The sequence below is a fragment of the Streptomyces sp. NBC_00322 genome (assembly GCF_036147535.1).
In the GTDB taxonomy this organism is placed as follows: domain Bacteria; phylum Actinomycetota; class Actinomycetes; order Streptomycetales; family Streptomycetaceae; genus Streptomyces.
Genome location: NZ_CP108019.1, coordinates 8,542,481 through 8,565,156, shown reverse-complemented (window position 1 = coordinate 8,565,156; position 22,676 = coordinate 8,542,481). Strand labels below are relative to the sequence as shown.

Here is a 22,676-nt window from a genome sequence, read left to right as displayed (position 1 = left end):
CCCGGCCAGGCCGCGTACTCTACGTGCCCCAGACCCACACAGCCCCAGACAAACGGACACCTGCGATAGACGTCACGGTCCTGGCCGGGCTTCCCCGGCGCCCACGATCAACGGCGTCCGCCATGGCGGGCGCCACGCCTTCGCCTGCGGGTGGGAGAAAGCACCCGTCGGTTCACAGCGCCGTGAGGACGAAGGTCAGCAGCGCCAGGGAGAGGGTGGCACTGCCCGCGAAGGCCAGGGCGCCGCGCAGCAGGGCGGTGGCGTAGGTGGCTCCGTCGATGCGAGCAAGCAGACCGGCCGCTGCTCCTACGAGCGTGCAGAAGAGCGCGACGACCGCCAGAAGCAGGGCCAGGAGCATCAGGTGGGTGGGTGAGGTGTTCATGTCTTCTTCCCAGGACGATCGACGACGGTGACTCCGGGGAATTTCGCGGTTTTGGTGTTCACCGGGGTTCAGGCCGAACAAAGATGAATGAAGACGGTCGCCCAAGAGACGGAGAAGCAGGACATGGAGGAGGTGCACGAGGATCCGTTGGCGGAACTCGCGCTGCGGCTGCGCACCCTCAGGACGCAGCGGGGTCTGCAGATGGGCGGGTTGCAGCAGCGGACAGGGCTGGGGCGGACAACGGTCAGCCAGGCACTGAACGGCCATAAGGTGCCCTCCGAGGCCACGCTGGTGGCCCTGGCGATGGCTCTGGGTGCGGATGTGGAGCCGTTGCTGGCCTTACACCAGGCCGCTGCGCGCATACCGCAGGTACAAGAGGACTCTCCGAGGAGGCTTGTTCTTCGGTCAGTGCGGCCGACGGTGCAGCCTTCGTTCGAGGAGCGGTACCTCAGCTACGTGGCGGAACGGCATTCTCAACTGACTGTCGTAGGACTCGATTTGAGTCGACCGGAACGCGCGCACTGGCCACTGGACGCGGCGTACCTGAGCCTGGAACTGGCGAAGCGGCCGGAAGGCTGGCCTGCAGGCAGCGAGGAAGCGGGTGACCGGCCATCCGTCGTGGTGAAGCGTGCAGAGAACGCGTTGGCCGACTGCCGACGGGTACTTCTGCGAGGGCTCGCCGGCAGCGGAAAGACAACGCTGTTGCAGTGGCTGGCTGTCGCCACGGCGCGCAATCAGCTGCCGGAGGAACTGGCGGACTGGCGGGGGCAGATACCGTTCGTCCTGCCGCTGCGGACGCTGGTGAGGCGTGGGCCCCTTCCGGAGCCACATGATTTCCTCTCTGCGGTCGGAACGCCCCTGGCCGCCTCGCAACCTGAGGGCTGGGCCGATGACGCACTCACCAGGGGCGAGGCACTCGTCCTGGTCGACGGCATCGACGAGGTTCCTCAAGAGCATCGGGGTGCCACGCGGGACTGGCTCGAGCGGCTCTTGGCGGCGTACAAGGACGCGTATTTCGTGGTCACCACGCGGCCGTCAGCTGTTCCCGAAGGCTGGCTGGCGTCATCCCGGTTCACCGAACTGACGGTGCGGCCCATGAGCGCCACCGACACCGGAGTGTTCGTTGGCAGGTGGCATACCGCTGCCCGGCATAGTGCGGCGACCGATGCCGAACGCTCACAGTTACATGATCTCGAAGCAGCCCTCCAGGTGACGGTACGTGCTCAGCGTGACCTGACGCAGTTGTCCAGCACTCCCCTGATGTGTGCGCTCATCTGCGCGCTGCACCGGGACCGCCGCGGGCATCTGCCTCACAGCCGTATGGAGCTCTACGAGGCAGCGCTGTCGATGCTGCTCGTGCGCCGTGACCTCGAGCGCAGCATCGACGTCCCTGAAGGCATTCAGCTCACCGAGCACCAGAGCGTCCAGCTACTGCAGCGTCTGGCCTACTGGCTCATCCGCAACCGTCAGGCCGAGATGGACCGGACCACCGCGCTGGCCCTGGTCGGCGATGCGCTGCCGGCCATGCCAGCCGTGGCCGAACAGGGCACAGCCGACCAGGTTCTGACGCACCTGGTCGGCCGCAGCGGGCTCCTGCGCCAGCCCACCGTGGACACCATCGACTTCGTGCACCGCACTTTCCAGGACTACCTCGGGGCCAAAGCCGCCATCGAAGCCCACGACTTTCCGCTGCTGGTCAACAATGCCCACGACGACCAGTGGGAGGACGTCGTACGCATGGCCGTCGCCCACGCCCGCCCAGCCGAGAGCGCTGACCTCCTCCGCCGCCTCGTCGAACGCGGCGATGCCGAGGGCGAACACAGGAACAGAGTCCATCTCTTGGCGGCCGCCAGCCTGCAGTACGCCACCGAGATCGCGCCCGACGCTCGCAGGCTGATCGAACAGCGTGCACGCGTCCTGATGCCGCCCCGCTCCCAGGAGGAGGCGAACGAGCTTGCCGCGCTCGGGCCGGGGATCCTGGACCTGCTGCCTGGGCCCCAAGGCCTGGAGGGCGATGAGGTGGGTTCCGTCGTCGAAACTGCCGCCGCAATCGGCGGTGACCATGCCTACGCCTTCCTCCGCCGCTTCATACAGTCCCTGCCTCCTGGCTCAGCACCACATACGCTACTCAACGGCTGGAAGCACTTCGAGGCTGACCAATACGCCCGGGACATAATCCTTCCCTTCCGGGATCGCCTGCCTGAGAAAATAGACGTACACACCCATGATCAGCGAAAGGCCCTGCGTCTCCTGAAACCCATCACCGACATCGCCTTTCGGCAGACATTCACCGAAGACGAGATCACCGAACACCTCTCATCCGAACACACCCATACGCTGGAGATATACTCCGGCCAACTGCTCACAGACTTGAAGTTCGTCCGCAGATTCCCTGCTTTAAAAGAACTCGCCCTCTCCGAGTGCACCCAACTCGCGCACATTGAAGACCTTGCGGGACTCCTGCTTCCCAGCTTGCGCCTTCTTCTCTTGCCGGACGAATTCTCCTTCGACGCACTAGATTCCCTGCCCGGGCTCACCGCCCTTTCCCTCTACACGCCACTGCCCTGGGCGAGTCTGGCGGACCTGCCAGCACCGGGAGGCCTCACCTCACTTGCCTTGGGTGGTTGGATCGGCACACGTCTAGCCGGCGTCTCTAAGTGGCAGCAACTGCAAGACCTGGTAATCAACACTGCCCCTGACAAGGGAGAATGGCAAGAAATTGCCGCTCTCCCCCATATGACAGAACTCTGCATATCCGATTACGACCTCAACCAGGCCGTCCCCATGCGCAGTGTTACCTACCTCCGGCTTCTGCCGGACTCAGATACACAACTGAATCTGGTTCCGGATCTCTTCCCCAACCTCGAGCGGTTCTTCATTAGCTGCCGTCAGACACAATCCGACACCATCGACATCACCCCCCTGAGCAAGATCGAAGGAATCAAGATCTCCATCAGCTACGCGAGCAACGTTGTCGGCCTCGAGCGGTTCGCCCCGGACGCAGTCGGGCTGTACCCACGACCCCGAACAGTAAGCACCTGAGCTGCCCCTCAGACCAGGTCCCCGCACAGTTGCTCCCTGCATGCCGCCGACAGAACAAACGTCCCTCGCACTCCCCCACCTCTAGATAATCGACATCCGGGCGGTGGACTCAGTGGCCCTGCTGGACCCCAAGGGCGCCCCGCACGACATCGCCCAGGATCCCCGGCCGGGCGCTCCGTCAGAAGCCGGGAGAGGGCAAGCTGTCTTCCTTGATCGTGCCCGTATTCCTGGAGCCGGGCGAGCAGCCCGAGGACATGTTCACTTCTTCGTCGTATCGCCCTCTCATCAAGGTTTTGGAGGGCCTTCGGGCTCACGATGAAGAGGGGAAGAGACTCCGGCGAAGACCCGCAAGGGCGGTTCTGGAGCCTTCGAACAGGGCGTTAATAATGCCCCTGCCGGCAGTACAAAGGCGCGTACGGGCTCTGTGACGGTCTCCAGAGCCCACGTCAAGACACTCCCCGACGGGACCGACGTGAAGCTGCGGGTGTTCCTGTCGAACACCAAGACCAGACACGCAAAGCTCACCGAAGACAAGCTCCAGCAGCTGGCCGAACTCGGACTCCACTGGGCAGCCTAGGGGTTCATATGGCCGCTGAGGATCAGTCTGGGCAGCACGCGGCGCCGCCTGTTCATAGTTCAAATTGCGTATCCGGCCCGAGTTGCCCGGTACTCCACATGGGTGAACGCTGGGTGAGGGGACAAACCAATTCCGACTCGGGGAGACCAAGGAGCAGCCAGTCGTGGCCGCACCACTCGCATTTGATCTGCGTCACCCGTCCCTCCCCTTGAGGGAGCATCTGCTCGACCCTTCCCGCCTGGATGATTTCCTTCAGGCTTACCCGTTCGAGGCTGCGCCGAAGGCAGCGGTGCCCGAAATCGCGGACTTCGGCCCACGACGCGGGCAGGCGGGCACGCTGATGGTCCTCGTGGGGCGTGGCTTCGCAGGAGAGCGACTGGACAACGAGGTAACGGTCGGCGACGTACCGGCTCATGTCGTCGCAGCCGAGCCACGTCGGCTTGTCGTCATCACCGCACCAGAGACCCGTGGCGGTCTGGTGACGGTCACCGTGGCTGGCAACACAGCCACCGCACCGACGGAATTCGAGCTCCTGCCCTGGCCTGAGGAGGCAGGGGCGGACGGACCGCCGTTTTCCTACGTCGGGGCTGGCGCGGAAGCCGGAGACATCCCGCCCACCGGCACCGCTCGCGTGCTCGTCGTGGCTTGCTACCCGACTGACCAGGTGCCGCCGAACCTCACCACGACGCGGCAGCAGATCGTTGACACCTTCGCGCAGATGACCACCTTCTATGCCCAGGCCAGCTACAACAAACTCAACGTCCGCGTTGACGTCACCAACTTCGTCACGTTGCTGAAGGGTACGGATTACTACCACCGTGCCAATGGCGCCCCAGGATACCCGAACATTGACGAGACACGGCTGGACCAGCTTTGGGCCGAGTGCGCACAGGGGGCGGTGGACCAGGGGCTAAATCTCAACGACTACAACGTGCTCGTCAGCTCGGTCTTCATGCCTAATCGTGAGGTGCGTGCCTGGGGCGGTGCAACACGCAGCAACTTCGCCTACAACGACGGCGCCGGCACCGCTATCAACATCACGCCGAGTAAACCGCTCAGCGTAATCGCTCAGCGTCACGACGCGGACTGGGGGCGCACTGCCCACGAGTTCGGGCACGTTCTCGTCGATCCTGGGATGGTGCTGGGCGAGGATGTCTACAGCAGCGATCTCGTTGACCCCAGCGAAGCTACCGTCCAGGACTTCGAGATGATGGGAAACCACGACTCCCACCCGTTGTTCAGCGGCTTCTTCATGCACCAACTCGGCTGGTACGCCCCGGAGAACATCAAGGACCTGTCGTGGAGCCGGACTCCGTTCTCTCAGGAGTTCGACCTCATTGCCCACGGCCCCACGCAGGATGCCGATCCCGCCCGCTGCCATCTGCTCCGCATCCGGGTCAGCGGCGGCCTGTACTACTTCGTCGAGGTACGGCAGCGTCCCGATCCGGCAAATCCAGCTGCGCAGATCTTCGACACCAACATCCCGCTTCCGGCAGGCGGCGGCCCAGACGGCGGCGTGGTCATCAGCAGAGCCATCACTGGGACGCTCAACAACAACCATCAGACGCGTCTCATCACACTCCTGCAGCAGCAGAGCCGCATTCTGACAACCGGCGAAGACGCTATCGACCCGCTTCGTACCTTCAAGGTGACTGTCGTCAACGGAGCGGTGCAGGAGAGGCCGCGGGTGTGCAAGGTGCGCGTGGAGTGGGCGCAAACCGTTCCCGACACACCAGGCGGTGACTTCGATCTGCGCATCGATCCCTGGAACACCAGCACGTGGGAGACGCGCGACATCTGGGTGGACCGGATGCCTTACGGCACGTTCGACTCGGTCGACGCCAGCGGCAACCCGATGGGCAACGGCGATGTGCCGAGGGTGATGGAAGTCAACCGCTTCCAAGCCCGCGTCCACAACGACGGAAAGGCACCCGCCGACAATGTCCGCGTCACCCACTACGTGGTCACTCCTCCCGGAGTAGGTGACAACGGCAACTGGTCGCCGATCAGGACTAACACTGTCTCCAGCATTCCCGCCAACGGAACCGAAATCAGTACGGCCCCGTGGGTCCCCACGGTGGGAGAGCACACGTGCCTGAAGGTAGAGATATCCAAGCAGCCCGGCGAGGTCACTACGGGCAACAACAGCGCTCAGGAGAATGTCTTCACCTTCATGCCCGCCCCCAAGTCCTCACCGGGCGAACAGGAAAGACCCGGACTGCCCGAACCGGTCCTGCAGACGATCGCGGTGCGCAATCCCCTGCCGCATGCATCGGTCATCCTGCTCTCTGTCGAGGGTGTGCCGCCCGGCTACCAGGTGTACCTGCCTCACCGCTGGCTCTACCTCGAGGGGGAGGGCGAGCGCATACTCGACCTGCTGGTTGTCCCCCGCGAGGAGATGTGGAAGCACACCTACGAGCCGGCTCCGGTGTCTGTGTCCGGCTGGGTGCCGAGAGCCTACGAGGATCGGCTCGACATCACTGGTCACCCGGCCACGTGGCTGGCGCCAATCGGCGGCACACTCACCTACGTCAAACCCCAGGAACGGGGCATCGTCCGCCTGCACAAGGAATTTGATACCGCCGGGCAGTATGTCTACGTCGGCGGCGAGATATTCCCGCCCTACGCAGACGAGAAGGTGCGCGTGGATATGAGGTGTCCGGACGACGAGCTCGTCGTGGCCGATGCGTGGACCAATGCGGACGGAAATTTCTTCGCCCGCTTCAGCAGGGATTCCGTACCGGGCGTGTACGCGTTCCAGGCACACATTCTCAACGCTGAGCACATAGCACCGGCCGACTCCAACATCGTCCTTTCCGTGGGCCGCTGAACTCATGTCAGATTGGCTGGGCAGCACGCCCGCGGTTGGGAAGGACGACGCAGAAGCAGCCCTCCGCTGACGCAGCACTTGCGTACCAGCACCAGTCGGCAGGGCCGGGCTGCTGGCGTGGCAGACGTGCGACGGCCCGAGCTGCCGGATGGTGCTGCGGGAAAGCGTCGGGTACGGCGCGGTAGTGCAGTGCGCGGTCCGCCAGGTCGTGTACCGCGAACGGCGGCGGATTTTGGTGACCATGACGTGCTGTCATAACGGGTGCCCGATTTGCCGCCCTGGCGGCGCATCGGGTCGTTCAGCACGGCCTCCCCCGCCCGTCGGGGTCCCGAGATGTCATGGCAAATACCCCGGGGCCCCGTGAGTTCAGCCGACGGTGTCCTGCGTCGTGTCGACCTGGGCCTGGGTCGCCCACTCCTGTACGCGGGGGCCGTACCGGCGTGTATCCCAGTACTTGCTGCGGATGACGCCGTCCGTGGTCATCTGGAGCGTCTCCGGGTAGCCGAAGTGCTGGATCAGGCCGCGGCAAGGACGGAGGTTGCCGCGATCAGAGCTGGCCCGTCTTCGGTAGGTCATCGACGTCGAAGACAGACGTCACCTGCAGAGCTGTCAACAGGTGGCTGCCGAGCGTGCCGCCTACTACGAAGTGGCTTCGGGGGTTGCGCAGTTCGGCCGGAAGGTCCGGAGTGACGGGCCAGATGGTCGCGCGGACGGTGGCGGGACCGCCAGCGGCGGCCCGGTCCCGCGCGTGTCGGGCCAGGAGCCGCAGGCCGGACCAGATGTCGAGAACCAGGTCCTCATCCTCTGAAACGGATGTGATGCGCGCAAATCTGGGAGAGGAGGACACCTGCTTCCCAGACGGGAGTCCATTCTAAATGGCAGGGGAATCAGGTTCGTTAACTTCCTCAGGTTCTTCGGGCTGGTCAGGCGCTGTCACTGAGAGGGCAGGTTCCCCGTCCTTCCTCCAGGTTGCCGATACTTTGAGGGTGGTCTTCCCGCCCGCGCTCGCCACTGCGCTCACCAAGAGTCCGGCCTTGATGGCTAGTTCGATTCCGAATTCGAGCGTAACTTCGTCCGGGGCAACGTTCCGCAGCCCCGAGCGCACGCTGCCGACGACGGTCTCCAGTGTGCGGGGAAGATCATCCAACTGGTATCTGCCACCGAACGCCGTATCCCTGGGCCCGCCACGATCCTCGATGCGCACCCAGAGAGTTCCCTCGTGCGTCTCCACCTGGACAATCTCTGACAATTCTCCTCCTTGCTGATGTAATGCTCAGGAACTGCATCGCGACTAGAGAGGTGACGGCCGGTGGACAACGATTCTCTGGCGACGAGCGCGGAAAGGATTTACCTTTCTGACGTCGAGCCGCATGCGAAGGCACCGATTGACGGAGCCCCAGACCTACGGTCGCGTGTGCTACTGCACGTACTCTTCGCGGACACTCTACTGATCGGGGACTCCCAGAGCCTCAACAAACGAGACTTCCGCGCGCTCGTCTCGCCGCAGGAAGCTCAAGAAGTCGAGAACGCCGCAGCAAGAACTGTGCTCCCGGATCTCGCCCCGCTGCTGGAGGAGGGCCGGATCCGTGTGGCTCGCCGGGCGGGGTACACGCTCCACAGGATCAGAGACGAGCATGAGGCGAAGAACGTTGACAACGTTCCCTGCTCCGCCTATGTGGACCAGCTGGACGCGATGGCAGCCGCCCACTTCGTGCCTTACGAGGGAAAAGTGGTGGAGGCTGCCTTCAAATCCGGTGTGCTGCACCGACTGGAGCTGGGGCTCCAGCAGGCTCAAGGCGATACGCGGGCAGTCTTGGACGCCGCTCTGATGTGGTCCAGCGACCAAGAGGTGCTGTACTACAAGTCGCTCCGTGACTGGCTGGACTGCTACCGGAAGACATCCCCAAGGGCGAGCGCGGAAGTAGTACTGGCACTGCAGTCGGTGGACGACTGGGCCGGTGAGTCCTACCGGCAGGCTCTCCCGAGTGCGTTGGACGTCGGTATGGCCAGCCCGCGCGATGTACCGGATACGATCCCGGCTTCGCGAAGCCGCCGGATTCTGGAACAGGCAGAGCTGCCCGCAGCAGTGCTCGACAATTTCCTGCTGTCGCAGCTCCCTGTGGAGGTCTTGTTCGAGGCGACGGCGCAGCCCTCACGCAACGCGCTGGTGCGGGAGTTGGCACGGCTCCGGCGTGGCCTGCAGCCGGACGTCTCGGTCCTACGGGCCGCTGTCAAAGAGTTCAGTTCGTGGATGATGGAGGCGTTCGACCGCACGTTCCGTGCCAGTGGCGGCCGGGCATGGGACCACCTGCGGGGTGAGGCACGTCTGATGCGCTTCGGCTTGGATGAGGACCCGGCGACCGGTCGCCTGGGGGCGGGGCTGGAGATCCAGACGGCGGCTGCAAGCACCGCCCAGAACCTGTCATTCCACGTGGTGAACCGTCCGACCGAGGCAGCGGAGGGCGACTGGATCCAGGCTCCCCGGCGATCATTGAAGGACCTCGATCAATTCGACCGGGTGGTCACCCTCTAGCCACCAGCGGCAGCGTATTCCGCTCAGCCATCACCAGGGCGTAGGCGGCGATCGTGACACCACAAGTGATCCGTCCTTGCCGCAACCAGTCCAGCATCTCATCTTGCGAGACCCACACCGGTTCGGCCACCGACTCCATTGCTTCCGGCCGGGCGGCCTTGCGCTCCGCGGAAAGCACGGTGGCCCAGCAGACGTGGATGCCGGTCTCGATCAGGCCGGTATCCGCGTGGATCAATCCGAGGTCGCGCACAGAGGAGGCCTCGAGTCCGGCCTCCTCCCGCAGTTCGCGCACAGCGGCTTTCTCGGGGTGCTCACCAGGCTCGCAACCGCCGCGCGGGAACTCCAGGGAGACAGCGCCCACCGGATAGCGATATGTAGGCACCAAGGCCATGCCGTCCGGACCCACCGGTACCACCACCACCCCCGTCTGCGCCCACTGCCACCGCAGGTAGTTACCTGGCAGCCCGCCCGGTGAGACAACGTCGTCGTTGTACAGCCGCCCGAAGCGGTTGCTGAAGACCTCGACGGCCCGATGGCGCCGGATCGGCGCGGGAGAGCCGGAATTCTCGTGGTCGGTCGGCATATCGCTCCTGCCTGGAATGTCATGGACTACCGTGCGACGGTCCTCATCCGCCATGATCGTCCAGGGACTCCAGCTGCTCCAGCCAGGACGCACGCTCATGAGAGAACTCACTGAGGTCGCAGCACAGTTCAGCCAGCGCACGCAATGATTGCCGCTGCGCTGCAAGCCGTGCGGGGTCCCGGCCAGGAAGCCCTTTACGCAGGTTCGCGGCCTCCCTCAACGCGAGATATGCCTGCCGGTACTGGCCTGCCCTGATGAGGCCCCTCGCGTGGCGGTGCAGCGTCTCGGGAAGCCTCGCAAAGTACCGCCCTGGCTGTCGCTCGGCCAATTCGCGAAGCAGCGCTAAGGACTCTTCTCCGGAGACGACGGCAGCCTTGATCAGGCCGGTCCGCTGCCTGCACTCGGCAAGTACTTCGAGGCAATCCAGCATCGTGTCGTCCTGTCGGGCACCTGGACTCGCTTGTTCGCACAACAGAACACCTCGGGCGGCCTCGCGGGCAGCCGCGTGCACCTGGCCGTCCTTCAGGCGCAGCAGCGCGAGAGTACTCAGGGCCGCCGCGGCGTCCAAGAGGCGCCTCTGCCGCGGCAGGCTTTCCCTCTCGGCTTGTGCCAACAACTGCTCGTAGAGGTCAACCGCCAGCCTGCTCTGGTCCAGCGCGGGCCCCGTCTCACCGGCGCGGTGCAGCAGCAGGCTCAGGTTATTGAGCGCCGCTGCGTACTCGGCCATGTGCCGTCCGGACTGGCGCACCAGGTCGCGGCTCAGTGTGACGGCCTGGCGGGCCGCTTCCAGCGCCATGTGGTTCCGCCCCGTGTCGTCGAGTCGGAGGCTGTAGCGGGAAAGGCGGCGCAGCCTGAGGAGTTGGTCTTCCTCGGTGAATTGCGCACTCGGCAGGTCCAGCAACCGGCCGAGGACCACCACTGCGACCGGGGACAGACTCGAAGGGTAGTTGGGCAACCTGTTTTCGACTGAGGCGAGCAGTGGCGGCTCGCATACCTCGAGCACTGGCAGCATGAGGTCGGCCAGCGGCTCGGCGTGGGGCAGCACACCGCCGGTGATGACAAGCGCGAGCAACAGCACTTCTGGGTGCTCGGCGACGGCCTGGCCCAGGGCCGCGTCCAAGGCCTGGTGCGCGGGGTGGACCTCGACCCGGCCCACGCCCGTGCAGCCGCGGGCCCGGGCGAGCACTTCGACCGTCTCCGCGGCCGCCGCGATCCGGGCCTCCGAGGCGTGATGGCGTGTCTGCAGCAGCGCGGCAAGATAGGCGTTGGTGTGCCCTGAGCTCTCCGGCGTGCTGAGGACCCGGCGGACCAGAATCTCGCCGATCCGGTCCGGCTCCAGCGGGGCCACTTGATCACCTCCGGCGGGATAGAGCATCTGCAGAGAGGTCTGGACGCCGAACGTGTTGAGCGCCTGTCGCCCGGGAAAGGCCGCCGAATAGACCCGGTTCAACACGTCGGTGAGGTCGGTTCGGGGCAGTCCGGGGACCAAGGTAGGAACGAGTAACAGTCCTTCCGACACGCGCTCACCGCTCTCGCCGGACAGCGCCGTCTCCCCGGGCAGGCGTGCCGCGAGCAGAGCGTGCCAGCCCCGGATCTCATGGTCGCAGATCCGCTCCAGCGGATCGCCGGCTTCAGCCCAGGTACCGCCCTGCTCTAAAGCGAGGACCGCGTCCAGCGCGAGTGCGAGCACGCCCAGCAGCGAATCCTGCTCTTCAGCGCGTGCGTCCAGCGATCCCGGCGCGGCGAGCCACCCGCAGCCGAGGCGGTCGGCGAACACCTTGAAAGCCCTGGAGGCCAAGGATGAATTCGCGATGGTCCTGGGAAGCTGTACGACGCTCGCACCGGCCAGCGCCCAGTCATCAACACGGCGCTTCAGCGCCTGCCACAGCGGTTCGTCCGAGCGGGCGAGGAGCAGCAACCGCAGCCGCATCCCCTCGGGGCCGTACTGGTACACGTGCTCCAGCTGCGCACAGATGTCATCCAGCCGAGCCTGGGCGTAGTCGAAGACGACCAGTACCGGAATGCCCGCCGAGAGGGCATCGATGAGTTCGACCAACCACTCCGGCCTGCCCAGCGCCCTTTTGTCTACAAACCCGGCGATCCAACCGTGCTTGTGCATCTCGCGGCACAGTTCACCGGCGAGCCTGGTTTTGCCAGAGCCCCCCGACGCGTGCAGCAGCCGCAGCAAGTAGTCCGGGTCGTCGTCGCACCATGCCCGCAGATCCGCTAGCTCCGGGCGATCCTGGAAAGGCATCGTGCCTTGGGCAAGCAGCTGTGCTGGGGTCACACGGGATACGGCGCGCCGCGGAGCGCCGCTCCCGAAGTGGCCAAAGAGCGCGGTCTGCCGGCGCTTGCGGTCCAGCGCCCAGTTGCACCACTCGGTGCCGGGCTGGTGAGCCCGGTAGTTGCGCTCCGCCAGCTCAGGGAAATGGTGTCGTACGGCATCGACGGGGATGAACCAGCCGCCAAGGGAGTCCTGGTCGTCGCGCGACGCCTTGAGCACGCCGCACACCCGCCCGGTACGGAGGTCAAGCACCGGGCCGCCACTGAATCCCTGCACAACCTGATCCCCTTGGAGCCGCACTAACTGCCCGGCCGGCCCAGCCACGACGAGGCGCAAAGTGTCCCGCTGCACGCCAGCTTCCAGGGTGTCCTCGCTGAATCCGTGGACAGCCACCTCTCCGCCCTGCGACGGTCCCTGCTCTCCGAGCCACACGCCGATGCCGCCCTCCAGAGGCTGACAAAGACGGAGCTCCGCGAGGTCCGGGAACTCATAGATGTCCCTTTCACCTCCGTACTCTGGAACCATGCGGACCACTTCGGCATCCATCGTGCGCCCCCGCACAGAAACCGAAACCGCCTCGCAGTTCTGTACAACATGGGCGCAGGTCAGGACGGTGTCTTCGGAGACCAAGAATCCGGAGCCATAGGGGTCGTCCGCGGTCCCTACGCCGACCACCTGATCGACGGCCAGCCGGTTCAATGCGTCCAGTCTCTCCCACGCCTCGTCGTCAGCGACCATGCCCTACTCCTCTGGGGTCGGGCAGCCAGCCTTCCGTGCGCTGCCACCGGAATCCAGTAGCCACCCCCGGTGTCCGCCTTCAAACACGACTCAGAGCGACGAGGACCACAATCCCGCTTCGCCTTGTCGTTGCCCCCGTAGAGCTCCCCCTTGAACTCCAGGTCGTACGACTCGGAGACCGCATTCGTCTTCAGGGCGACAACCTGGGCGTGCGAGACCGCGTCCAGCCGGGCCCCGAAGAGCCCTTCCAGACGGCGGGAACGAAGAGCAACCATGACGCCCGACACTGCCCCAGCCACCCACATCTGTCACAGGATCAAGCGGATTCCCCACCAGCCCCAGCACGGGGGCGGTTGCTTGCCCAGCGCTTGAGGTCGCCGACGCGGTAGAGGAGTTCGGCCCTGCGCTTGCCGGCAGCGTTGGGAAACACAGGCGCGGCGGGGACATCTCAGTCCGTATACACGTGAACCGCCGCTTCCAGGATCTGCTCGACATCGTCAGCAGCTGATCAAAAGCCCGACCTCGTCAGGGCGCCGGACAGGCCACGTTGCCTCGGAGGATGCATCTGCTCCACCGGGGCCCGTCGCGTATCCGGACCTGGTCACGACAAGTGGGTGGTGCCGACGGCGGCACGGGGCCGGTTGCGTGCCCGGTGAGGTCCCCGACGCAGTAGAGGAGTTCGGCGCCGCGCTTGCCGCTGAGGAACGGGAAGTCGGGGTCGTTGGCGCGGGCCCAGCGCCGTGCAGCGGATGTGGAGGAGCACCGGGCCGACGCGGGCTCAGTCAGAAGGAGACATCGATGTAGTCGATGTCGGTGAATTCGACCTCAAGCTGGTCGGCGCGGCGGCCGTTGTCCTTGAAGTACCCCTCCTGGATTCCTTCGGCGATGACCTCGTTGGGGCTCAGGGCACCGATGCCTTGCTGGGCGTCGAAGAGACGCCGGGCGTAGTCGGCGGGCAGGTGGACGGTGATGCGCCGCATGCGGCCGTCGTCGGTCGTACCGATGGGTGCGGTGTAGCCGAAGCGGGCGCGGGCTTCCACGGTGATCCCGGTCGAGGTGGCGGCCTGCTTCCGGCGACGGTCACGGACCTTCGGTTGCCAGCGGGCGCGCACCGCGGCGTCGATCCGGTCGGCGATCGCCTTGGGCGGGTGCTTCCGCTCGCCGGTGCGGTAGCGCTCCACCGAGCGCTGGGTGATGCCGAGTGTCTGGGCAACGGCCCTGGTCGTCTTCAACTGCTTGAGCAGGAAGTTGATGCGGCCCTTGAGAGTCTTGGGGGGCTCGCGGGTGAAAGCATCCTGCCCGGCACGCTCGATGGCGTCGAGGACGAGGGCGTCGTCGGCGTCCGCGTTGCCCGGGCGGATCCGTCGCACCATGGCCTATTCCCCTTCGTCCAGAACGGCGTCGCCGCCCTTGATGTGGCGGGCGGGGTTGTAGCCCTGCTCCATCAGGTCGACCGCCCAGGCCATCTCCTGGACGCCTTCGAGTTTGGCCAGGCCGGGGGTGGGGCCGAGGCGGAAGCCGCCAAATTGGGGCTTGCCGGAGGCGTTGTAGGGCAGGAAGTCCAGCGGGCTGCGGCCGGGTGAGGGGTAGACGACGCAGTCGGACAGCACGGCCAGCGGGTACAGGCCCGTCATCTTTGCCATGTTGTTCAGCTTGCGGTGCATGTTGACCCGTGCCTTGGAGATGACTGCGGCGCGGATGTCGGGGCGCCAGGTCGGCCGTTCCAGGGCTGGCCATCGTTCGCCCTGCTTGTAGTGGCGGCCCTGAGGGCGCTCGCGGAGTTTGCCGACGCCGCCCTTGACGGTTGCTTTGATCGCGGCGAGGACCGCGGCCAGGGCCGGGTCGGCGTCCTTGTGCCGTTCCATCGCCGCGAGGAACTCCTGGTCCGTCAGATCCTTGGAGACGCCGAGGTCGGCGAGGGTGTCAACGTAGGCGGTCTTGAGCCGGTCGTGCCACGGGTCCAGGTAGGCGCCCGTCTCACGGCGCAGGTAGGCCTCGAGCGGCTGGACGTTGTAGCCGAGTTCCTGGGCGTAGGCGACGGTGTGCGTCTGGTACCAGGCCGGGCCCTGGGGGCGGATCCCGGACGGGGTGAACGGCGAGGGCAGGCGCGGGTCCATCTCGATGCGGGAGAGGTCGACCAGCCAGGAGCCGGGGATCTTCGCGTTGAACGTGGGTGCGTGGAAGTGGTCCGGGGCAGACAGGCCCACGGTGAGCCGGGCCGCGGCTGCGAGGAACGCGGTGTTCAGATCCAGGCCCACCGCCCACGGCAGGGATGCTTCCTCCCCCGTGAGCAGATCCACGTCACGGACCCACTGGTACGCCTCCTCGTCCAGGAAGCCGCCCGTCCAGCCGGAGTTCACGACCACGGGATGCTCGGCAGTGGCCTCCGGCGGCGCCGGATCCATCGGCTCGGTGCCCAGCGAACCCGGGTTGTAGCCGGACACCCAGTTCCCGGTCTCCTTGTCCTGGACGGCTCGGGTGGGCGGGCGCAGCGCGGTCATCAGCTCCAGCCCGGAGACGGCCGTGCTGCCACGCGGGGTGATGACCCGCATCGCGTAGATGCCCAGGACGCGGGCGATGTCGGCCGGCTTCATCTGCGCAACGCCCGGCCAGGAACGCTCATCGAGGGCGTCCCACGACAGGACGGCAAGCTGTACGCACCTGCGCTGACCCGACTGCGCGGGACGGTAGATGCGCGCCCATGGGCCGAACCCGCGCTGAGTGAGCTTCCACTTCGCCTTCGCCACCTGCTTGACCACCGGATGATCGGCGGGCAGGCGCAGCGAGCGGCGTTGCTCATGGCCCTCCAGGCGCTCGGGCAGTCCGAGTTTCACTGCGGCCGCCGCAGTGAGCACGACCAGAGGGTCGGCGTCCTTGCCGTTGCGGTGCAGTTTCGCCGCACCGAGTCCGGACTCGGCGAGGGTCCACTCCACCAGTTCCGGGACCGTGGTGGCCGGGCAGTCCAGCACGATGCCGTCGATGCCGTATGCGCAGCCGTCGCCGTCCAGGACGGTGAGCGGGCCGTGCGGGAAGGACGGGTCGGTGTCGAGGGGCGGGGCGGCCCGCTTCTTCACCGGACGGTGCGCCGACGTGGCGGGCCGGGTAGCGGGGCGCTCCGGTTCGGGTGCGCTCTGGGTTGCGGGCGTCGTCGGTGCTCCGGGCACGGCGGGTGGGCCGGAGGAGGGCTCCGGGGCCGGGGACGGTGTGGGGGCTGAAGTCGCTCCCTGCGATGCCGGGGATCGGGGTGCCGGTTGCCGGGCAACGTCTTCGCCGCCGGGGGGTGTTGCGGGGGCGGGGTAGCGGTGGGCGAGGCCCTCGAGGAGGCGGCGGTAGGCCTCCAGGCGCTCGCCTCGGGGTTCGGCGCGGCCGGCTTCCCAGGCGGTGATGCTCGGTACCCGTACGCCCAGTGCCTGGGCGACGGCAGCCTGGGTGAGGCCGGCTGCCTCGCGCAGCCGTACCCGCTCGGCCGGGGTGGGCAGCACGGTGCCGTCGTCGACGGCGGCGAGGAGCGAGTCGATCGCGGTGAACAACTGCGGTGGCTGGTTTGTCATCTGCGGTTCTTCCTCGCTCACCGGACGCCCTGGCGGATCTCTTCGAGCCGCGTCATCAGCCGCTGATAGCGCTGCGAGGCGGCTTGGGAGGAGTTCAGGCCCTGATGGGCGGCGATCTGCCGCCAGTCCATGCCCCGGCGCCGGGCCTCGATGACCACCTGGGTCTCCAGCCGGTCCAACTGCTCGCGCATGTCCTCGAACAGGCCTAGTGCGGCGCCTACGTCGTCCGGGATCACGCCCGGCTCCCGCCCGTGGTCGTTCTGCTCGTCGGCGGCCGCCAGCAGCCGCCCCACGAGCGATGCATCCTGCTCGATACGACGCGCAGCCGTCGCATCCTGCCTGCCCCCGGAAGCGGGGGCCAGTGCAGACAGCCGGTCACGGGCCTGCTGACGGGAATCACGTGGCATACCGTCACCGTACCGCACGCAGGCAATGAAACAACGATTCGTTGTTTCATTGCTGTCACGGAGGAAGCCGCCGCGCCGGTCCGTACACGCTGATCCGAGTCGGCGTCACGAGCGCAGAACTGTTCGACCTCAGAGCATGGGTGAGAGGTCAGCCGCTGATGTCGACGCCGAAGCCGCGCGCCAGGTCGGCCAGTAATCCGAGGAGCCTCAGTCGGTGGCGTTCGCACCAAGGCTCCCGACGCACGGAGCGCAGAACATGCCACGGAACACGGCGGCCGCGCGGTGCGATCCGAGCTGCGCGCGCGGAGTGGAGCGGGAGGACACCCACCGCTCGCGCCGCGTACGGCGAGATCGGTTCTCCCTTCGGTTCAAGCGCTCACTGCAGGACCTGAGCGGTCCGAGCCGACGAGAGCCAGCTGGGGAACTCCTGCAGGAGCCGGTCGTAGAGGAGATCGTCGCGTACGGTGCGCAGATCGCGGCCCGCGTGGAAGAAGCCTGCGTTGTCGACGATGCGGTGTCTGGGTGCGGCCAGGTTGTCGAGACGGCGGAGAAAGGCGAACTCGTTGTCGTCGGGGTCGCCGAAGCCGATGAACTGCCAAAACAGCGGCAGGCGGGCGGCTTTGCATAGGTAGCGCTCGGCGGCGGACTTGCTGGTGGGCCCTCCGTCGGTCTAGAAGATCACCAGGGCTGGGGCGTCACTGCCGGAGCCAGGTAGTGGTCGATGACCTCGTCCATCCCTGATCTCGCGTGGGTATCCCCGGCTTCAGCCGGGGAGGGAAACGCATCCACGGCCCGGAGGCGCGAAGCGCCGGAGTTCACTGCGTTGTCAGTGGCCTCCGCTAAGTTGATCACACCGGGAACGAAGGGGGGTGGGCCGGATGATCCGTGCGTACAAGTTCCTCCTGCGCCCCACCGTCCGCCAGGTGCAGGCCCTCGCCGCGATGCTGGCCGATCACTGCTCGCTCTACAACGGGGCCTTGCAGGAACGCCGCGACGCCTACCGGCATGCCTCAAGGACGAGCGTCACGTACGGGCAGCAGTCCGCGCAGCTCAAGGACATCCGCGGCGTCGATCCCGAGCGGCAGGGCCGCTGGTCCTTCAGCTCGCAGCAGGCCACGCTGCGCCGTCTGGACAAGGCGTTCGCCGCGTTCTTCCGTCGGGTCAAGTCCGGCGAGACGCCGGGCTACCCCCGTTTGCGGGGCATCAACTGGTTCGACACGGTGGACTTTCCCAAGGACGGCGACGGCTGTCGCTGGGACTCCGCCCCGCACGATCGGGTCGCCCGTGTCCGTTTCCAGGGCGTCGGGCACGTCAAGGTCAACCAGCACCGGCCGGTGGTCGGCAGGGTCAAGACCGTGTCCGTCAAGCGCGAGGGCAAGCGCTGGTACGTCATCCTCACCGCCGAGCAGCCGCAGCCCGAACCCCTGCCCGCGACCGGCAGGGTAGTCGGCATCGACCTGGGCATCGCCAACTTCCTCGCCGACTCACACGGCGCGTTCGTACCCAACCCGCGCCACGGGCGGAAGGCCGCCGCCAAGCTCGAAGCCGCACAGCAAGCCCTCGCCCGGTTCCCGCGGGTGCGCCGCGACCAGCGCACCGCCCACCACCGCCGTGCCGTCGAGAAGGTCGCCGACCTGCACCGCAAAGTCCGCCGTCAGCGGCTCGACCACGCACACAAAACCGCCCTCGGCCTGGTCCGTGCGCACGACGTCATCGCGCACGAAGACCTCAAGATCCGCAACATGGTCAAGGCCCCCGCCCCGAAACCCGACCCCGACCGGCCGGGCGGCTTCCTGCCCAACGGAGCCGCAGCGAAGGCCGGACTCAACCACTCGATCCAAGACGCCGGATGGGGGGTGTTCCTGACGATCCTGCACGCCAAGGCTGAAAGCGCCGGACGGGAAGTGATCGCCGTGGACCCCCGCAACACCTCCCGGACCTGCCCCGCATGCGGGCACGTCGCAGTGGAGAACCGGCCCACCCAGGAGAAGTTCCACTGCCTCTCGTGCGGCCACCACGCGCACGCGGACACGGTAGGCGCCCTGAACGTTCTACGGGCCGGGCTGGCCCGTCGCCACGCCCAACCGGCATAGCGAAAAGCCCCCTCATTCATGGAGGGGAGGAGTCACGGCCCAGTGGTAGTTCGTCCGCCCCATGTGGCCGAGGTTCTCGTGCAGCTTGTTGATCCGGCCACGATGACCTCCGAGCCTGAGATCGGTGGATCCGTCGACATCGGTGGAGAAGAACACCACCGGCACCGTGCCGTCGTCATCGAGGTGCGCGGACAAGGAGAGGACCTGCTCACCGAGATGCTGCATGGTGCCGTCCTTGTAGTAGGGCCGCATCGAACCGGAGCGGTCCAGCACGAGATACACAGCAGCACGCACCCCCTCGAGACCGTGCGCGCGCACACTGGATCCGGCCGTCTTGTAGAGGCTCACCAGATCCGGGGCCTGCGCCTGCATCTTGGACAGGCTGATTGCCGGGGCCTCGTTCTGAACCCTGCCCATGGTCACCACTCCTGTATCGCGCAAAACCCTCATCCTCTCGGTCGAGGCGGTACCACAAGGAAAGTTCTCCAACGGACCCCCTGATCAGTGCGCCCCGGGGTAACGGCCCGCCCCCCAGACGGCGTGGCAGTCGGCGGTGGCGGACGTCCACGTCGCCTTCCTGCCGGTCCGGTACCCCGGCGCCCGCTCGCAGGTGCTCTCGCTGCCAGTCCGGCCTATTCCGCGGTCATTCGGCTGCTGCGGTCAGGTGGGCGAAGGTCGATCCGGCGGGGTCTTTGCGGACGTGGAGGCGTTGGGTGATGCGGCGGCGCAGTTCGGGGACGTGGCTGATGACTCCGACGGTGCGGTCGTGGGCGCGCAGGGAGTCCAGGACGTCGAGGACCTTGTGGAGGGTGTCCTCGTCGAGGGTGCCGAAGCCTTCGTCGATGAAGAGCGTGTCCAGGGGGTTGCCGCCGGCTTCGTGGGTGACGACATCGGCCAGTCCGAGAGCCAGGGACAGGGAGGCGAAGAAGGATTCGCCGCCGGAGAGCGTGTCGGTCTTGCGGGGGCGGCCGGTCCAGGAGTCGGTGATCTCGAGCCCCAGGCCGGAGCGGGCGCCGCGGGCCGCTTGGTGGTCGGAGTGGGAGAGGGTGTAGCGGCCTTCGGACATGAGGTGCAGGCGGGTGTTGGCGGCGGTGACGACTTCTTCCAGGCGGGCGGCCAGGACGTAGGCCTCCAGCTGCATGCGTACCCGGGCGCTGGGTGAGTTGCCGGTGATGAGTTCGGCCAGGTGGCGGGCGGTGAGGTGGGCCTGCTCGAGTGGTTCCAGGCGTTGGACGGCGGCATCGAGGTCGGTGGCGAGGGCGGTGAGGGCCTGGCTACAGGTGTGGGCGGCGCTGGCGGCGGCGGCCGCTTCGGCGTGCTGGTCGTCCGCGGCCGCTCTTGCAGCCGTGGCTGCGGCGGGGTCGGCGGCGGGCTGGGCGGCGGCTTGCTGCAGTTCCGGATTGTCGAGGACTGCGGTGTGCGCGGCGCAGGCCTCGCGCCACTGGGTGATCTCTTCTTCGATGGCGCGCAGGTCATCGTCGCCGAGCAGGGCCTGTTGGGCGAGTGCCAGGGTGTCGAAGCCCTGGTCCTTGGCGGCGAGGGCGGCCTGTTCGGTGCGGTGCGTGAGGGTCTGGACAGTGGCCGCGAGGCTGCGAGAGGCCTCGGCTGTTTCCTTGAGGCGGTCGGCGGTTCGGGTGAGTTCGCCGGCGTGGGCGGCGACGGTGGGATGGGTACCACGGGCTGCGGTGAGTTTGGCCGTCAGCTCGGTGAGCTGCTGGGTGAGGGTGTCGTAGTGGGCGTTGCGGGCGGACAAGCCGGCCGTGGCGGTGCTGTGCTGCTGGGTCTGGGCGGTGTGCTCGCTGTCGAGGGTGAGGAGTTCTTCTTGGACGGTGCCCTGGTCGCCAGCGCGGTTCAGGGCCTCGGTCAGCTCGGCGGTGAGCGTGGTGTGCTGGGTCTGGAGGTCGGTCAGGGGGGTGTCGCCGGCTTCGCCGGTGGCGGTGGCAGCCTGTTCGCGGAGCCCGTGCAGCACGGCTGCGGCGGCTTCCTGTGTGGCCTTGGCCTGCTCGTGGAGGGCTTCCGCGTCCTGTTCGTCCTGGCGTGTGGGCTGCCCGTCCTGGGGAGCGGCGGGCGCCGGGTGGGTGCAGGATCCGCAGACCGGGCAGGGGGTGTTGTCGGTGAGGGTGGCGGCGAGTTCGGCGGCCATGCCGTCGGTGCGCCGACGGCGGACGGTGAGGTAGGCCTGGCCGGTCTGGCCGACGACGGTTTGTGCATCGGCCAGTTGCTGCTCCGCCTTGGCGATCTTGGCAAGGTGGGTGTCGCGGCGGCCGGCGGCTTCGAGGCGAGTCTTGAGGCTGTCCAGGGCGCTCTGGTGGCGGCGGCTTTCTTCTTCGGCCTGGCGGGCGGCCTCCCGCTGGGCTTCGAGGTTGCGGCGCCGGGTGGGTTCTGCTTCGAGCCAGTCCTGGGCGGTGCGTTGCCGGGAGGCGAAGTCCTGCCGTTCGGTGTCGGTGCGCTCCAGCTCGGTGGTCAGCCGGCGGACGGTGTCTTCTTCGGGGACGAGGGTGGTCAGGACGGCAGCTTCGGCGCGAAGAGACTGCTCGGCGGTTTCCAGCCGGCCGGCGTCCCCGTCCTTGTGTTCGGGCAGCAGGTGCTCGCGGGCGGTGCGTTCGGCAGTCTGGGCGCGGGTGTGGTCGTCTGCGGCGGTGTCCGCAGCGTGCAGCAGCGGGGCTGCCTGCTGGGCGCGGCGGGCCTGGTCGCGGTGCTGGACCAGTGCGTCCTGGTGCGGTGTCTGTTCCTGGAGCAGGTCGAGCTGCTGCCGGGCGCTGGTGTAGGTGGCCTGCTGCTGGTGGAGTTCGCGGGCCGCTGCTTCGAGCCGCTGCTGTCCGGCCAGGTTCTCCTTGGCCGTTGTGGCTGCCTGGAGTGTCCTGGCGTGGTCGGTGTGGCCGGCTTGGAGGAGATCCTGGGCCCAGGCGCGGGCGGGCTCGGTGAGGGTGTGCGGGTCGTCGGGGGTGGGTGCCGTGCACTGGGTTGTCAGGTCGCCTCCGGCGGCCTGGTGGATGCGTTCGGCCAGGCGCAGCACGTCGGCGCGGGCGGCGTCACGGTTCTTCTCGGTGGTGCGGCTGTGGTCGTTGAGCCAGCGCTCGATGAAGGTGAAGCGGCCGGTGCGGAAGAGTTTGCCGAGGAGTTCTCGCCGGCCGTGGGCGTCGGCGTGGAGGAACGTGGTGAAGTCGTTCTGCGGCAGCAGGACGACCTGGCAGAACTGGTCCCGGCTCATGCCCAGCAGGTCGGTGACCTCGAGGGCAGCCTCTTGGTGGGACTTGCTGGAAGGCTCCCAGTGGCCTTGGCCGTCGGCGTCGACGGCCCATTCGCTCAGGCGGGTTTCTGCCTTCTGGGAGGTCTCGCCTTCACCGGATCGCTTGGGCCGCATCTGGGCGGGGATCCGGTGGATGCGCAGGCGGCGGCCTGCGAGGGTGACCTCGAGGGTGACTTCGGTCAGGAGGGCGGCGGGAGCATGGTGGCTGCGCAGCAGCAGCAGGTCGCGGTCGCCCGGTGGCTTGCCGTAGAGGGCGAAGCAGATGGCCGCGAAGACGGTGCTCTTGCCGGCTCCGGTGTCGCCGTGCAGGAGGAACAGGCCGTCGGCGGACAGGGAGTTGAAGTCGATGGTGTGGGTGCCGGCGAAGGGTCCGAACGCCTGCAGGGTCAGGTTGTGCAGGCGCATG

Annotated in this window: 14 protein-coding genes and 3 pseudogenes; 6 read left to right on the top strand and 11 right to left on the bottom strand. The window is 67.0% G+C overall.

Translation table 11 applies throughout. The features are described from left to right. Positions 1-172: 172 nt before the first annotated feature. On the bottom strand, positions 173-382 hold the full coding sequence (locus OG905_RS38925) for a hypothetical protein (RefSeq protein WP_328665226.1): 210 nt from the start codon (positions 380-382) through the stop codon (positions 173-175). An 87-nt stretch (positions 383-469) separates the two neighbouring features. Between OG905_RS38925 and OG905_RS38920 the strand changes: the two genes are divergently transcribed. The 4 genes and pseudogenes from OG905_RS38920 to OG905_RS38905 all read left to right on the top strand — a co-directional run bounded on the left by OG905_RS38920 (position 470) and on the right by OG905_RS38905 (position 6,831). Beyond that, a complete protein-coding gene (locus tag OG905_RS38920; RefSeq protein WP_328665228.1) occupies positions 470-3,424 on the top strand; it encodes an NACHT domain-containing protein in 2,955 nt (984 codons plus the stop codon). 88 nt (positions 3,425-3,512) lie between these two features. Then, positions 3,513-3,795, top strand: a pseudogene (locus tag OG905_RS38915) (helicase); the annotation flags it as partial. A gap of 53 nt (positions 3,796-3,848) precedes the next feature. After that, complete coding sequence (locus OG905_RS38910; RefSeq protein ID WP_328665230.1) at positions 3,849-4,001, top strand: helicase; 153 nt, start codon at positions 3,849-3,851, stop codon at positions 3,999-4,001. Positions 4,002-4,164: 163 nt separating this feature from the next. Then, positions 4,165-6,831 (top strand): IPT/TIG domain-containing protein, encoded by a 2,667-nt coding sequence (locus OG905_RS38905; protein ID WP_328665231.1) that lies wholly within the window; start codon positions 4,165-4,167, stop codon positions 6,829-6,831. Between the two features lie 366 nt (positions 6,832-7,197). On the opposite strand, the gene OG905_RS38900 is transcribed toward OG905_RS38905, so the two are convergent. Then, positions 7,198-7,407, bottom strand: coding sequence for a hypothetical protein (locus OG905_RS38900; RefSeq protein WP_328665232.1), 210 nt, complete (start codon positions 7,405-7,407; stop codon positions 7,198-7,200). Positions 7,408-7,702: 295 nt separating this feature from the next. Continuing rightward, positions 7,703-8,080, bottom strand: coding sequence for a CU044_2847 family protein (locus OG905_RS38895; RefSeq protein WP_328665234.1), 378 nt, complete (start codon positions 8,078-8,080; stop codon positions 7,703-7,705). Positions 8,081-8,140: 60 nt separating this feature from the next. Between OG905_RS38895 and OG905_RS38890 the strand changes: the two genes are divergently transcribed. Continuing rightward, complete coding sequence (locus OG905_RS38890) at positions 8,141-9,364, top strand: hypothetical protein (protein ID WP_328665236.1); 1,224 nt, start codon at positions 8,141-8,143, stop codon at positions 9,362-9,364. On the opposite strand, the gene OG905_RS38885 is transcribed toward OG905_RS38890, so the two are convergent. From OG905_RS38885 to OG905_RS38860, 6 genes and pseudogenes are all read right to left on the bottom strand, one after another. Next, positions 9,354-9,947 carry an NUDIX hydrolase gene (locus OG905_RS38885; protein WP_328665237.1) on the bottom strand — a complete coding sequence of 198 codons (594 nt, stop codon included), beginning with the start codon at positions 9,945-9,947 and terminating at the stop codon, positions 9,354-9,356. The two genes, OG905_RS38890 and OG905_RS38885, sit on opposite strands and share 11 nt — an antisense overlap. A 43-nt stretch (positions 9,948-9,990) precedes the next feature. Beyond that, positions 9,991-12,969: a S1 family peptidase gene (locus OG905_RS38880; protein ID WP_328665239.1), complete on the bottom strand. Its 2,979-nt coding sequence runs from the start codon at positions 12,967-12,969 to the stop codon at positions 9,991-9,993. Positions 12,970-13,751: 782 nt separating this feature from the next. Beyond that, entirely contained in the window at positions 13,752-14,342 is a 591-nt protein-coding gene (gene tpg / locus OG905_RS38875) for a telomere-protecting terminal protein Tpg (protein WP_328665241.1), read from the bottom strand. 3 nt (positions 14,343-14,345) lie between these two features. Next, positions 14,346-16,520, bottom strand: a complete 2,175-nt coding sequence (tap, locus tag OG905_RS38870; RefSeq protein WP_328665243.1) for a telomere-associated protein Tap — start codon at positions 16,518-16,520, stop codon at positions 14,346-14,348. Between the two features lie 17 nt (positions 16,521-16,537). Further along, positions 16,538-16,927, bottom strand: coding sequence for a hypothetical protein (locus OG905_RS38865; RefSeq protein WP_328665246.1), 390 nt, complete (start codon positions 16,925-16,927; stop codon positions 16,538-16,540). A gap of 376 nt (positions 16,928-17,303) precedes the next feature. Next, positions 17,304-17,665 (bottom strand): annotated as a pseudogene (locus OG905_RS38860) (VWA domain-containing protein); the annotation flags it as partial. 140 nt (positions 17,666-17,805) lie between these two features. On the opposite strand from OG905_RS38860, the gene OG905_RS38855 reads away from it, so the two are divergent. Next, positions 17,806-19,020 (top strand): RNA-guided endonuclease InsQ/TnpB family protein, encoded by a 1,215-nt coding sequence (locus OG905_RS38855; RefSeq protein ID WP_328665248.1) that lies wholly within the window; start codon positions 17,806-17,808, stop codon positions 19,018-19,020. 33 nt (positions 19,021-19,053) lie between these two features. Here OG905_RS38855 and OG905_RS38850 read toward each other — a convergent pair. Then, positions 19,054-19,437 (bottom strand): annotated as a pseudogene (locus OG905_RS38850) (VWA domain-containing protein); the annotation flags it as partial. Between the two features lie 226 nt (positions 19,438-19,663). Then, complete coding sequence (locus OG905_RS38845; protein WP_328665250.1) at positions 19,664-22,675, bottom strand: SMC family ATPase; 3,012 nt, start codon at positions 22,673-22,675, stop codon at positions 19,664-19,666. Position 22,676: the final 1 nt, after the last annotated feature.